Below are 13,845 nucleotides of genomic sequence, written 5' to 3' on the forward strand. Positions count from 1 at the left end.
ACCCGGCGAGACGCCTCCGGCACTGAGGCGTCACCGCTTGCGGCGCCTGCCCCTCCCCCCGCGGACCGGGACCGCGGAGGCCTCCGGGGCGGGTTCCGAGCCGGGGCGGTCGGCCGAGACCACCAACGCCGCCAGGGCGGTGGTGACCGGCACCGAGGCGACCAGACCGATCGAACCGACCAGCGTGCGCACGATCTCCTCCGCGACCAGCTCGCTGTTGGCGACCGTCCCCACACTGCTCTGCGCGATGGAGAACAACAGCAAAAGGGGCAACGCGGCCCCCGCGTAGGCGAGGACCAGCGTGTTGACGACCGAGGCGATGTGGTCGCGGCCGATCCGGATGCCCGCACGGTAGAGCCCCCGCCAGCCCATCGACGGGTTCGCCTCATGCAGTTCCCAGACCGCCGAGGTCTGCGTGACCGTCACATCGTCGAGCACGCCGAGCGAACCGATGATGACGCCGGCCAGCAGCAGACCGCTCATGTCGATCGTCGGGTAGAGGCCGTGGATCAAACCGGTGTTGTCGTCGGTGTTCCCGGTCAGGGCGGCCCAGTCGATGAACACCGAGCCGAGGAAGCCGATCAGCAGCAGGGAGATGAGGGTGCCGAGCACCGCCACGGACGTCCGCGCGGACAGGCCGTGACACAGGTACAGGGCGATGAGCATGATGGCGCTCGCGCCGACCACCGCCACAACCAGCGGATTGGAACCCTGCAGGATCGCGGGCAGGATGAAGAAGTTCAGCACCATGAAGCTGATGGCCAGGGCGACCAGCGCCATGACACCCCGCATCCGCCCGACGACCACCACGGCCAGGGCGAAGATGCCCGCGAGCAGCGCCATGGGCAGACGGCGGTTGGTGTCGGTGACCGAGTACTGCAGGTCCTTCGGCGCCGAGGGCTCGTAGGCGACCACGACCTCCTGGCCCTCGTGCAGCTGGCGTGACTGGTCGGGCTGGACGATCTCGGTGAAGGTACGGCCCTTGTCGTCGCCGCTGTCGACCCGGATCGTCGCCCGCTTGCAGGTGCCCTTCTCCTCCTGCACCGCGAAGGAACCCTCGGCCGTGGAGGTGTCACCGGTCGGCGGCACACCCGAAGCGCCGGCCTCCTTGCAACTCACCTCGACCACCTTGGTGACGGTGGCGTCCTGCGTCTGCCGGTCGAAACCGACACCGGTGCGCTCGTGTGCCGGAGCGCCGCCCGGCCACAGCACGGCCAGGCCGACCAGCACAGCAGCGGCGAACGGGATCAGGATCGCCGCGATGACCTTGCGCAGATGCAGGGAGACAGGCGTGGCCGGACCGTGACTGTGCGAATGCCCGTGCCCGCCACCCGAGCCGGAACCGAGGCCGTGCCCGTCGCCGCCGCCCTGACCATGGCCCTGTCTCTTGCCTCCGCGGGGACCGTCGCCGTCGCTTCCACCGTGGCCGCCACCTCCGGTGGGTGCTGATCCGTACCCACCCCCGGTGCCATGTCCGGAGCCCGGTCCATACCCACCGCGGCCCCCAGGGCCGAATTCCGAGCCCTGCCCGTACTCGGGCCCAGGGCTCTGCCCCCTGAGCGGTCCTTGCCCCGGGGCCCCTCCCTGCCCGGCCCCGGCGGCGAAATGACGGCCGTCACCACGGCCGTTGCCGTTTCCGGCGCCGGATCCGCGGGGCGGCTCGGGCGGTGGGAAGGAAGGACGCTGCGTCGTGGTCACCGCCCGATCATCGCAAGAGTGAGGGAGGCCCTCTGTTCACCGCGCCAGAATTGCCGCTAGCGTGGGGGCACCTTTTGTACACGCGGGAGCTCGGAGCACCGGGCTGAGAGGGCGCTGACCTCCGTCCCGACGATGTTTCACATGAAACGTCGCCGGAGTCGAGTGATGTTTCACACGAAGCATCGCCGGACGGAAGCCGCTGCGTCGACCGCCGAACCTGTTACCGGGTAATGCCGGCGTAGGGAGTAGGTCTCATGACCAACAAGGACGCACGCACGCCTGCCTCCGTTCAGGACGAGACGTCCGAGGAGGCCGGGAAGTCCATCGGCTGGCACAAGGCGTACATCGAGGGCACCCGCCCCGACCTGCGCGTGCCGGTCCGTCAGGTGCACCTCACCAACGGCCAGGCGGTCACGCTCTACGACACGTCGGGCCCCTACACCGATCCACTCGTCGACACCGACGTCCGCAGGGGGTTGGCGCCGCTGCGCGAGAACTGGATCATCGCCCGCGGCGACACCGAGGAGTACGCCGGCCGCCCCGTCCGACCCGAGGACGACGGCATCAAGCACACCTCGCCCCGTGGCGGTCTCCGCAACCTGGACGCCGTCTTCCCCGGCCGGCCCCGCCAGCCACGCCGCGGCCGGGGCGAAGAGGCGGTCACCCAACTCGCATACGCCCGCCGCGGCGAGATCACGCCCGAGATGGAGTACGTGGCCATCCGGGAGAACGTCTCGCCGGAGGTGGTCCGCGACGAGATCGCCGCGGGTCGGGCCGTGCTTCCGGCCAACGTCAACCACCCGGAGATCGAGCCGATGATCATCGGCAAGCGATTCCTGGTGAAGGTCAACGCCAACATCGGCAACTCGGCTGTGACCTCCTCCATCGAGGAAGAGGTCGAGAAGATGACCTGGGCGACCCGCTGGGGCGCCGACACGGTCATGGACCTGTCCACCGGCCGCAACATCCACACCACGCGTGAGTGGGTCCTGCGCAACTCCCCCGTGCCCATCGGCACCGTGCCGCTCTACCAGGCCCTGGAAAAGGTCGACGGCCGTGCCGAGGAACTGACCTGGGAGATCTACAAGGACACGGTCATCGAACAGGCCGAGCAGGGCGTGGACTACATGACGGTCCACGCGGGTGTGCGCCTGCCGTACGTGCCGCTCACGGCAAACCGCAAGACCGGCATCGTCTCCCGGGGCGGCTCGATCATGGCGGCCTGGTGTCTCGCGCACCACAAGGAGTCGTTCCTGTACGAGAACTTCGAGGAACTCTGCGAGATCCTCGCCGCGTACGACGTCACGTACTCGCTCGGGGACGGCCTCAGGCCCGGATCGATCGCGGACGCCAACGACGAGGCGCAGTTCGCGGAGTTGCGCACCCTCGGGGAACTCAACCGGATCGCGAAGCGTTTCAACGTACAGACCATGATCGAGGGCCCGGGCCACGTCCCGATGCACAAGATCAAGGAGAACATCGACCTTCAGCAGGAGATCTGCGATGAAGCTCCGTTCTATACGCTCGGCCCGCTGACCACGGACGTCGCCCCGGCGTACGACCACATCACCTCCGGCATCGGCGCCGCGATGATCGCCTGGTGGGGCACGGCGATGCTCTGCTACGTCACGCCCAAGGAGCACCTGGGCCTGCCGAACCGTGACGACGTCAAGACCGGCGTCATCACCTACAAGATCGCCGCCCACGCAGCCGACCTCGCCAAGGGGCACCCGGGTGCGCAGGAGTGGGACGACGCGCTGTCGGACGCCCGTTTCGAGTTCCGGTGGGAGGACCAGTTCAACCTGGCCCTCGACCCGGACACGGCACGGGAGTTCCACGACGAGACCCTGCCCGCGGAGCCGGCCAAGACGGCTCACTTCTGCTCGATGTGCGGTCCCAAGTTCTGCAGCATGAAGATCTCGCAGGACATCCGCAGGGAACACGGCGGCACACGGGCCGAGGTCGAGGAGGGCATGGCCCTGAAGTCGAAGGAGTTCGCGGCGAGCGGGAACCGCGTGTACCTGCCCATCGCGGACTGACCGCCGCGCCCAGGCCGGGGCCGACGCGTCCCGGCCTGTGGGAGGTGCCGTGCGAGGAGACGCCCGGGGCCCGCCCCTGGGGGGCGGGGTGCCCGGACGGGCTCCGGCGGTTACTCCGGCTTGTGCTCCGGTCCTCCGAAGTCCGGGCTGGTGTAGTCCGGGCTGCTGAAGCTGGGGCGCGAGCCGCGGTCGCCGTCGTCCGGGCTGGTGAACCCCGGGCGGTCGTAGCCGAGGTGCGGCATGCGGCTGACCGGGGTGGGCGAGGACGGGTGGTGCAGCGTGGCGGCCGTGCCGGGGTCGGCGAGTGCCTCCCGCAGGAAAGGCAGGATGCCGCGTTCCAGCAGGGCCTCGTGCCAGGCCTCCTTGGCCCGGGCCACCTCGCCCTGCAGTTCGCCGTACGGCCCGCTCTCGGCCGTGGGCTTGTTGCGCAGAGCGGTGAGCAGCAGCCCCACCGCGGCGACGAGGATCGCGACCGCGGTCACGGCACCGAACACCCAGCCCGTGGTGAGCATGGTCCGGGCGAACCCCTGCTCGGGGTCGAGCATCCGCAGGATGTAGCCGACGAGCAGGAAGATCGCCGCGGCGGTACCGGCCAGGACGGGTGCGAGGACGGCGACGACGGCGATGGCGCCCGCGCCGGTGGTCTCGGCGACCCCTCCGACGGTGGCGGCGAGCCCCGACACACCCGAGCCCGGCTCGGAGGAGTCGGACCCGCGTACGGCCGGTGAGGCGGCCGAGGCCGGCTGACGAAGCGCGTCGCGGACCTTGACGTAGTGCTGGTACTCGGTCGAGGCGGCCGCCGTGATGAGCGCGGTGGCGCTCAGCGCCATGGTGCGCAGCTGTTCGGGGTTGAGCCGCTGTCCGACAGCGGCCAGTTCCGGACGGTGTGGTGCGGAGCGCAGCGCCTCATCGAGGATCCGCTCGTATTCCTGGCGGTCCTCGCTCAGCAGGTGCTGCGGAACGCTGTTCATGTGCATCCCCCGATGCTCCGTAGGGCTTGGGGCTCGGCATGCTGACGAGCCGTCGGGCAGAAACGGAGGGGAGCCTGCTACGGATACGCCGATGGTAGAGCGGTGACGGTACGCGGTGACAGGGGGTTTACCGAAATTGACCCCTCACCGGCCGGGTCCTCCGACGGGGAACGCCTGCCCGGTGAACGTTCACGTACCCAGCGGCAGTTGCTGGACCAGCAGCTTTCCGGCCATGGTCACGCCGCCGTCCATCGCGATGGCCAGTCCGTCGGCGTAGACGTGCGGTCCCTCGATCACGGGGTCGCCGTTGTCCTCGTCGTCCTCGGAGCCGACCTCGCCCAGCAGATAGGGGATCGGGCTGTGCCCGTGAACGATGCGGGTGCCCCCGTACGTATCGAGCAGGGAGCGCACGGCGTCCGCGCCGCCCTCGTCGCGGAAGGAGAACCGCTTGGTGAACTTGCGGAACAGGTCCCAGACCTCGTCCGCGTCGTTGCGGGTGATGGTCTCGCGGACGGTGTCGTTGACCTCCTCGATGGAGCGGCCGTAGTCGAGATAGGCGGTGGTGTCGGAGTGGACGAGCAGGTGGCCGTCGACCTCCTCGACGGCGTCCAGGCGGGACATCCACTGCAGGTGGTGGTCCTGGAGGCGGTCCATGTCGGTCTTCTGGCCGCCGTTGAGCAGCCAGGCCGCCTGGAAGGTGGCGGTGCCGGCGCCGGAGTTGACGGGGGTGTCGCCGAATCGCTTCGCACCCAGCAGGAGCAGTTCGTGGTTGCCCATGAGCGCCTTGCAGTAGCCGCCGGCTGCGGCGGCCTCGGCGGACAGCCGCATCACCAGGTCGATGACGCCGATGCCGTCCGGGCCGCGGTCGGTGAAGTCGCCGAGGAACCACAGCCGGGCGGTGCCCGCGCACCAGCTGCCGGCGGCGTCGAGCAGGCCCTTCTCCTGGAGGGCGGACACCAGCTGGTCGAGGTAGCCGTGCACGTCACCCACGACGTACAGCGGGCCCTGCCCGGTGGTGGACTGCGGGGCGGCGGTCTCGGGATCCACGGTCACCTGAACAGTGTCACCCCGGTTGACGACGGGAAGGTCGCGCTGGGTCGGCGTGTATCCCTCGGGATAGGTCTCCTCGGGCGGCGGGGCGACCTCGCCGGGGTGGACGCTGTGGACGTACGGACCGGCCTCGTGGACGTACGCGGGCACCCGGAAGTCGCGCAACGTCGCCGTCCGCTCCACCTCGGGTCCCTGACCGGCCCCCTGAGTCATCGACCCCTCCACCATCGCGCCGCGTTGCACCGCATCGGACTGCCTGGTCGTAGCGGCCCGCGGGTGTCGTGGGCCCATCATAGGAATGCGGATCGCGCCATGTGATGACCCAGGGGTGGTGAATCAGCGCAAGAGTCCAGTTCACCGCGGCTTTCGCCCCGATTGGACCGGGCTTTGACCACCGTGTGACCGCCCGCGCTCTTCTTCTCTTCGCGAGAACGATCCCTTCTCTCCGGGGGACCGGCCCTGTTTCTCCCCAGGAGGGTGACCTTCCTCTTGCCCGTGCGGGATCTACGCGCCTTCGGGTGATCGCGGAGGGCTGACCGTCGTGCGCGGCGGGCGTCGCTGGGACGAGGTGCGCACGATCAGCTCCGTCGGTATCACCTGCTCCACCGGGTCGTCGGATTCCACTCCCTCGATGGCGTCGATGAGGAGCTGCACCACTGCCGTGCCGATGCGGCGGGGTTTGAGGGAGAGCGTGGTGATGGGGGGCTCGGTGTTGGCGTACACCGTGGACTCGCTGCAGCAGACCAGCAGCAGGTCGTCGGGGACGCGCAGGCCGTAGCGGCGGGCGGCGGCGAGCAGGTCGGTGCCGTTCGGGTCGAACAGTCCGTAGACCGCGTCGGGCCGGTCCGGCCGGGCGAGGAGCCGGTCGGCGGCGACGGCGCCCGCGCACGGATCGTGCGCGGGATAGGCCTCGTACACCGGATCCTGACCGACGCGCTCGCACCATCGCAGGTAGGCGGTGGTGGACAGGTGGGTGTAGGTGTCCGTCGTCGTGCCGGTCAGCAGGCCGATGCGGCGGGCGCCGGCGCCGGCCAGGTGGTCGAGGATGCCGAGGACGGCGGCCTCGTGGTCGTTGTCGACCCAGGCCGTGACCGGCAGGGCACCGGCCGGGCGGCCGTCGGAGACCACCGGCAGCCCCTGCCGGACCAGCTCGCTGACGACCGGGTCCTGGTCGGAGGGGTCGATGACGACCGTTCCGTCCAGGGCGACGTTGGACCACACGTCGTGGCGGGAGGTCGCGGGCAGGATGACGAGCGCGTAGCCACGGGCGAGCGCGGCGGAGGTGGCGGCCCTTGCCATCTCGGCGAAGTACGCGAACTCCGTGAAGGTAAAAGGTTCATCCCCGTACGTGGTCACGGTCAGGCCGATGAGGCCCGACTTGCCGGTACGGAGGGTCCGGGCGGCGGCCGAGGGCCGGTAGCCCAGGCGGTCGGCGACTTCCCGGACGTGGCGCCGGGTGGCGTCCGGGAGCCGGCCCTTGCCGTTGAGGGCGTCGGAGACGGTCGTGATGGAGACTCCGGCGGCGGCGGCCACGTCTCTGATGCCGGCCCGACCCGGCCGACTGCCTCGCCGTGAGGTTTCCGCGCGGCTCACCTGGTGCTTCCCTGCTGCTGTCATGGCGAGCCGATAGTAGGGCTCATGCCGTGGGGTAGGGCGGACGCATATGCACGCGTTGACAGGCACGTTTCTGCATGATCATTAAACCTCAATTGCCTTGCAAATAATGGGTGTTGAGCGCTTTCTTGGCAGTACCTGTCTTGTTGGCGCGCACGGGCCTGCCAACGGGGTGAGGTTGCGAAGAGGTCTCAACTCACCTGCACGGGGGACGCGCGCCACGGCGTACACCACCGGCGCATAGATATATGTGCGGCGCGCCCCCGGATTCGTACGCCTTGATGCGGTGATGCCCCAGATGCCAGTGGGACGGGAGAGCGTGGGGCCGACCGCTCGGTCGTGGCTATACGCAGCGGCGCCGAATCCTCATAAGGTGAGGAGTATTGGATGTCGGCGGCGGTCATGGGCCGCCGGTCTTCACGAGGAGGACTGCGGTGAGCGAGACGAGCCCCAAGCTGCGCGCCGAGCTGGAGGGGATCCCCACCTACAAGCCGGGCAAGCCCGCGGCGGCAGGTGGGCCGGTGGCCTACAAGCTGTCCTCCAACGAGAACCCCTACCCGCCGCTGCCGGGCGTGATGGAGAGCGTGACGGCGGCGGCCTGCGCCTTCAACCGCTACCCGGACATGGCCTGTACGGGGCTGATGAACGAGCTGTCCGAGCGATTCGGGGTCCCTCTCTCCCACCTGGCCACCGGTACCGGCTCGGTCGGTGTCGCCCAGCAGCTGATCCAGGCGACCTCGGGCCCCGGTGACGAGGTGATCTACGCCTGGCGCTCTTTCGAGGCCTACCCGATCATCACGCAGATCAGCGGCGCGACGTCGGTCCAGGTGCCGCTGACCCCCGGGGATGTGCACGACCTCGACGCGATGGCCGACGCGATCACCGAGCGAACCCGGTTGATCTTCGTCTGCAACCCCAACAACCCGACGGGCACGGTGGTCCGGCGAGTGGAGCTGGAGCGCTTCCTCGACCGGGTCCCGCGTGATGTGCTGGTGGTCCTCGACGAGGCGTACCGCGAGTTCATCCGCGACCCCGAGGTGCCGGACGGCGTCGAGATCTACCGGAACCGGCCCAACGTCTGTGTCCTACGGACCTTCTCCAAGGCGTACGGCCTCGCCGGCCTGCGCGTCGGTTTCGCCATCGCTCATGAACCGGTGGCCGCGGCGCTGCGCAAGACGGCGGTGCCGTTCGGCGTGAGCCAGCTCGCGCAGGAGGCGGCGATCGCCTCGCTGCGGGCCGAGGACGAGCTGTTCGGCCGGGTCGGCTCGCTGGTCTGTGAGCGCACGCGCGTGGTCGACGGGCTGCGCTCGCAGGGCTGGACGGTGCCCGAGACCCAGGCCAACTTCGTGTGGCTGCGGCTGGGGGAGAGCACGGTCGCGTTCGCGCAGGCCTGCGAGCAGGCGGGTGTGGTGATCCGGCCGTTCCCGGGCGAGGGTGTGCGGGTGACGGTCGGGGAGGCCGAGGCGAACGACATCTTCCTGAAGGTGTCGGAAGGATTCCGCAAGGAGCAGTAGGGCTCCGCAAGGAAGTAGGGCTTCGCGAGGAGCAGTAGGGCTCCCTAGCAAGCTGCATGGCTCCGCAGGAAGCTGCAGGGCTCCGCAGGAAAAGCTGTGGCTCCGCGTGCCTGGTCAGGCGTCCAGGAGTTCCACGCGGACGGGGTCCCCGTCCCGCACGGTCGCGAGCAGCCCGGGGTCGCCGTCGAAGCGGCCCAGGACATTGCACGGGCCGGCGAGGCGGCATTCATCGCCACGTGAGATCGGAGTGGGCCCGTAGGGGAGAGCCAGGGCATCGCCGTCGGTCCAGAAGGCGACGGTGCCGGGCTCGACGACCTCTTGAGCGCCTGTTTCACGTGAAACCGACACCCCCGCGTCGAAGTACACCTCCGCGCCCCAGGTGCGTGCGGTGGAGACCAGGGGTAGTGCCTTGACCAGGGCCTGGCTGGTCGGGGTGTCGTCGAGCGAGGCATCGAGATGGCCCGCGGGCCAGGAGATCCGTATCTGTCGCGGTGTCGGTGTCTGCATGCCGTCGATTCAACAATATGTTGAAGTTCGAGCCAAGGGCTCGACTGTGACGGGGGAGACAGGGACCCCCTCAAGGTGCTCGAAAGTCCGTGCTGCATAATGGCTTGTGAATGTGAACGCTTTCACAAGCGTATGTAAGGAGCGGCGACGTGGACCTGGCTTTGGCGCCGGAGACCCTGGCGCGATGGCAGTTCGGAATCACCACCGTCTACCACTTTCTGTTCGTCCCCCTGACGATCTCCCTGGCCGCGCTCACGGCCGGTCTGCAGACGGCGTGGGTGCGGACGGAGAAGGAGAAGTACCTCCAGGCCACCAAGTTCTGGGGCAAGCTCTTCCTGATCAACATCGCGATGGGTGTGGTCACCGGCATCGTGCAGGAGTTCCAGTTCGGCATGAACTGGTCCGACTACTCGCGTTTCGTCGGTGACGTCTTCGGTGCGCCGCTCGCCTTCGAGGCACTGATCGCGTTCTTCTTCGAGTCCACCTTCATCGGCCTGTGGATCTTCGGCTGGGACAAGCTGCCGAAGAAGATCCATCTGGCCTGTATATGGATGGTCTCCATCGGCACGATCCTGTCGGCCTACTTCATCCTCGCGGCCAACTCCTGGATGCAGCACCCGGTCGGCTACCGGATCAACGAGGCGAAGGGCCGGGCCGAGCTCACCGACTTCTGGCTGGTGCTGACCCAGAACACCGCGCTCGCCCAGGTCTTCCACACGCTCACAGCGGCCTTCCTGACCGGCGGCGCCTTCATGGTCGGCATCGCCGCCTTCCACCTGGCCCGCAAGAAGCACGTCCCGGTGATGAAGACCTCGCTGCGGCTGGGCCTCGTCACCGTGGTCATCGGCGGCCTCCTCACCGCGATCAGCGGCGACGTGCTGGGCAAGATCATGTACCAGCAGCAGCCGATGAAGATGGCCGCCGCCGAGGCGCTGTGGGACGGCGAGAAGCCGGCCCCCTTCTCGGTCTTCGCCGTCGGCGACGTCGACAAGGGCCACAACAAGGTCGCCATCGAGATCCCCGGCCTGCTGTCCTTCCTCGCGAAGGACGACTTCACGTCGTACGTGCCCGGCATCAACGACATCAACAAGGCCGAGCAGGAGAAGTACGGGCCCGGCGACTACCGGCCCAACATCCCCGTGGCGTACTGGGGCTTCCGGTGGATGATCGGCTTCGGCATGACGTCGTTCGCCATCGGCCTGGCCGGGCTGTGGCTGACCCGCAAGAAGTTCATGTTGCCGCAGCACCTGAGGGTGGGCGACGACGAGGTGCCGCATCTCGTCCTGCTGCCGAGGAAGGCGCTCGGCCCGACCCTCACCAAGTGGTACTGGCGCATCGCGATCCTCACCCTGGGCTTCCCGCTGATCGCCAGCTCCTGGGGCTGGATCTTCACCGAGATGGGCCGCCAGCCGTGGGTCGTCTACGGCCTGTTCCAGACGCGTGACGCGGTCTCCCCCGGTGTGTCGCAGGCCGAGGTCATCACGTCGATGGCCGTCTTCACCACGCTGTACGCGATCCTCGCCGTCGTCGAGGTCAAGCTGCTGGTCAAGTACGTCAAGGCAGGCCCGCCGGAGCTCACCGAGGCCGACCTCAACCCGCCCACGAAGATCGGCGGCGACTCCCGGGACGCCGACAAGCCGATGGCCTTCTCGTACTAGGCCGAGGGAGCTGCACAGTCATGGAACTGCACGACGTCTGGTTCGTTCTGATCGCCGTCCTGTGGACCGGCTACTTCTTCCTGGAGGGCTTCGACTTCGGGGTCGGCGTGCTCACGAAGCTGCTCGCCCGCAACCGGCCCGAGAAGCGGGTACTGATCAACACCATCGGCCCCGTCTGGGACGGCAACGAGGTGTGGCTGCTGTCGGCGGCCGGCGCGACCTTCGCGGCCTTCCCCGATTGGTACGCCACGCTCTTCTCCGGCTTCTACCTGCCGCTGCTGCTCATCCTGGTCTGCCTGATCGTCCGGGGAGTGGCCTTCGAGTACCGCGTGAAGCGACCCGAGGAGAACTGGCAGCGCAACTGGGAGACGGCGATCTTCTGGGCCTCGCTGCTGCCCGCGTTCCTGTGGGGCGTGGCCTTCGGCAACATCGTGCGGGGCGTCAAGATCGACCAGGACTTCAACTACGCGGGCGGCGTTCTGGACCTGCTCAACCCGTACGCGCTGCTCGGTGGCCTGGTCACGCTGTCGCTGTTCACCTTCCACGGGACGGTGTTCGTCGGGCTCAAGACGGTCGGGGAAATCCGGGAGCGAGCGCGGAAGCTGGCGCTGCGGGCCGGAGCCCTGACCGCCCTGCTGGTGCTCGTTTTCCTGATGTGGACGCAGTCCGACCGGGGAGACGGCCCTTCGCTCGTGACGATGGTCGTGGCCGTGGCATCGCTGCTCGTGGCCCTGGTCGCGGCACGGGCCGGGCGTGAGGGCTGGGCGTTCGCGCTGTCGGGGCTCACCATCGTGGCCACGGTGGCGATGCTGTTCCTGACGCTCTTCCCGAACGTCATGCCGTCGACGCTGAACCCGGCCTGGAGCCTCACGGTCACCAATGCCTCGTCCAGCCCGTACACACTGAAGATCATGACCTGGTGTGCCGGGATCGCCACCCCGGTCGTCCTGCTCTACCAGGGCTGGACGTACTGGGTGTTCCGCAAGCGGATCGGTACGCAGCACATCGCCGAGACCGCGCACTGAGGTGTGTTTCACGTGAAACCGATCGACCCGCGTCTTCTCCGGTACGCCCGCGCCACCCGTGTCTTCCTGGTGACGGTCGTCGCCCTGGGAGCGGTGGGCGCGGGGCTGGTCATCGCGCAGGCGATGCTCATCGCCGAGGTGGTGGTCGGCGCGTTCCAGCACCGCATGACGGTGTCCGGACTCGCCACCCCCCTGGTGCTGTTGGCCGGCGTCGCGGCCGGCCGGGCGCTGGTCGGCTGGCTCACCGAACTCGCCGCGCACCGGGCGAGTGCGGCCGTGAAGTCCGAGCTGCGGGGAAGGCTGCTGGAGCGTTCCTCCGAGCTGGGGCCGGGTCGGCGGAGCGGGCAGCGGACCGGTTCGCTGGTCGCCCTGGCCACCCGGGGCGTCGACGCCCTCGACGACTACTTCTCGCGGTATCTGCCGCAGCTGGGCCTCGCGGTGGTCGTGCCCGTGGCGGTGCTGGCGCGGATCGTCACCGAGGACTGGGTCTCCGCGGCCATCATCGTAGGCACCCTGCCGCTCATCCCGGTGTTCATGGTGCTGATCGGCTGGGCCACCCAGTCACGGATGGACCGTCAGTGGCGGCTGCTGTCGCGGCTGTCCGGGCACTTCCTGGATGTCGTCGCGGGCCTGCCGACGCTGAAGGTCTTCGGACGGGCCAAGGCGCAGGCAGAGTCGATCCGGCGCATCACCGGCGAGTACCGCCGGGCGACCATGCGGACGCTGCGGATCGCCTTCATCTCCTCGTTCGCCCTGGAACTGCTCGCGACGATCTCGGTGGCGTTGGTCGCCGTGACGATCGGCATGCGGCTGGTACACGGCGAGATGGACCTGTACATCGGTCTGGTCGTCCTGATTCTCGCGCCCGAGGCGTATCTGCCGCTGCGGCAGGTCGGGGCGCAGTACCACGCGGCGGCGGAGGGGCTCGCCGCCGCCGAGGAGATCTTCGAGGTCCTGGAGACGCCCCGGCCGGCGTCCGGCTCCGAGGACGTGCCGGAGGGTGCGCTGTCCTTCGAGGGCGTGACCGTCCGCTACCCGGGGCGGTCGGCGGACGCCGTCACGAACGTGACCTTCGGCGTCGAGCCCGGGGAGACGGTCGCGCTGGTGGGGCCGAGCGGCGCGGGCAAATCGACGCTGCTGAGCGTCCTGCTGGGGTTCGTGCGACCGGCCGAGGGGCAGGTGCGGGTCGGGGGTGTCGACCTCGTCGATGCCGACCTGGAGCAGTGGCGTTCCCGGATCGCGTGGGTGCCGCAGCGTCCCCATCTCTACGCCGGGACGATCGCCGAGAACGTGATGCTGGCGCGGCCCGGCGCCGACGACGTCTCCGTACGGCGGGCGCTGCGGGACGCCGGGGCGCTGGAATTCGTCGACGCGCTGCCCGAAGGTGTGGAGACCGTGCTCGGCGAGGACGGCGCCGGGTTGTCCGCCGGGCAGCGGCAACGCCTCGCCCTGGCCCGCGCGTTCCTCGCCGACCGGCCCGTGCTGCTGCTCGACGAGCCGACGGCGGCGATGGACGGGGCCACCGAGGCCGAGGTCGTTGCGGCGGTGCGGCGGCTCGCGGCCGGCCGGACGGTCCTGCTAGTGGTGCACCGGCCGGCGCTGCTGGACGTCGCGGACCGGGTGGTGCGGCTGGAGGCCGCGGACCGGGCGGCGCGGCCTGCGGAGCCCGGGACCACCACTGCTCTGCCTGTGGCGGCGCGGCCTTCGGAGCCCGGGGCCACCACTGCTCTGCCTGTGGCGGCGCGGCCTTCGGAGCCCGGGGCCACCAC

10 protein-coding genes are annotated in these 13,845 nt (G+C 69.2%); 5 read left to right on the top strand and 5 right to left on the bottom strand.

Translation table 11 applies throughout. The annotated features are described in order from the left end of the window. Positions 1 to 30: 30 nt before the first annotated feature. A complete protein-coding gene (locus tag AB0B29_RS20575; protein ID WP_362241574.1) occupies positions 31 to 1,698 on the bottom strand; it encodes a YibE/F family protein in 1,668 nt (555 codons plus the stop codon). 254 nt (positions 1,699 to 1,952) lie between these two features. Here AB0B29_RS20575 and thiC point away from each other — a divergent pair, with 254 nt between their 5' ends. After that, a complete protein-coding gene (thiC, locus tag AB0B29_RS20580) occupies positions 1,953 to 3,737 on the top strand; it encodes a phosphomethylpyrimidine synthase ThiC (RefSeq protein WP_362241577.1) in 1,785 nt (594 codons plus the stop codon). Positions 3,738 to 3,847: 110 nt separating this feature from the next. On the opposite strand, the gene AB0B29_RS20585 is transcribed toward thiC, so the two are convergent. From AB0B29_RS20585 to AB0B29_RS20595, 3 genes are all read right to left on the bottom strand, one after another. Then, positions 3,848 to 4,714, bottom strand: a complete 867-nt coding sequence (locus tag AB0B29_RS20585; RefSeq protein ID WP_362241580.1) for a hypothetical protein — start codon at positions 4,712 to 4,714, stop codon at positions 3,848 to 3,850. A 183-nt stretch (positions 4,715 to 4,897) separates the two neighbouring features. Next, positions 4,898 to 5,986, bottom strand: coding sequence for a metallophosphoesterase (locus AB0B29_RS20590; protein WP_362242006.1), 1,089 nt, complete (start codon positions 5,984 to 5,986; stop codon positions 4,898 to 4,900). A gap of 276 nt (positions 5,987 to 6,262) precedes the next feature. Beyond that, a complete protein-coding gene (locus AB0B29_RS20595) occupies positions 6,263 to 7,375 on the bottom strand; it encodes a LacI family DNA-binding transcriptional regulator (protein WP_362241582.1) in 1,113 nt (370 codons plus the stop codon). A 431-nt stretch (positions 7,376 to 7,806) separates the two neighbouring features. On the opposite strand from AB0B29_RS20595, the gene hisC reads away from it, so the two are divergent. Next, positions 7,807 to 8,886 carry a histidinol-phosphate transaminase gene (gene hisC / locus AB0B29_RS20600; protein WP_362241584.1) on the top strand — a complete coding sequence of 360 codons (1,080 nt, stop codon included), beginning with the start codon at positions 7,807 to 7,809 and terminating at the stop codon, positions 8,884 to 8,886. Positions 8,887 to 9,000: 114 nt separating this feature from the next. Here hisC and AB0B29_RS20605 read toward each other — a convergent pair whose 3' ends face one another. Beyond that, positions 9,001 to 9,393 (bottom strand): cyclophilin-like fold protein, encoded by a 393-nt coding sequence (locus AB0B29_RS20605; protein ID WP_362241587.1) that lies wholly within the window; start codon positions 9,391 to 9,393, stop codon positions 9,001 to 9,003. Between the two features lie 149 nt (positions 9,394 to 9,542). Here AB0B29_RS20605 and AB0B29_RS20610 point away from each other — a divergent pair, with 149 nt between their 5' ends. The 3 genes from AB0B29_RS20610 to cydD all read left to right on the top strand — a co-directional run. Then, a complete protein-coding gene (locus AB0B29_RS20610) occupies positions 9,543 to 11,051 on the top strand; it encodes a cytochrome ubiquinol oxidase subunit I (RefSeq protein ID WP_362241590.1) in 1,509 nt (502 codons plus the stop codon). Positions 11,052 to 11,071: 20 nt separating this feature from the next. Then, positions 11,072 to 12,076: a cytochrome d ubiquinol oxidase subunit II gene (gene cydB, locus AB0B29_RS20615; protein WP_362241592.1), complete on the top strand. Its 1,005-nt coding sequence runs from the start codon at positions 11,072 to 11,074 to the stop codon at positions 12,074 to 12,076. Between the two features lie 12 nt (positions 12,077 to 12,088). Then, positions 12,089 to 13,845 (top strand): thiol reductant ABC exporter subunit CydD (gene cydD, locus AB0B29_RS20620; RefSeq protein ID WP_362241596.1); only part of this gene is annotated, 1,757 nt, incomplete at its 3' end.

This window comes from Streptomyces tibetensis, assembly GCF_040647715.1.
Lineage (GTDB): Bacteria > Actinomycetota > Actinomycetes > Streptomycetales > Streptomycetaceae > Streptomyces > Streptomyces tibetensis_A.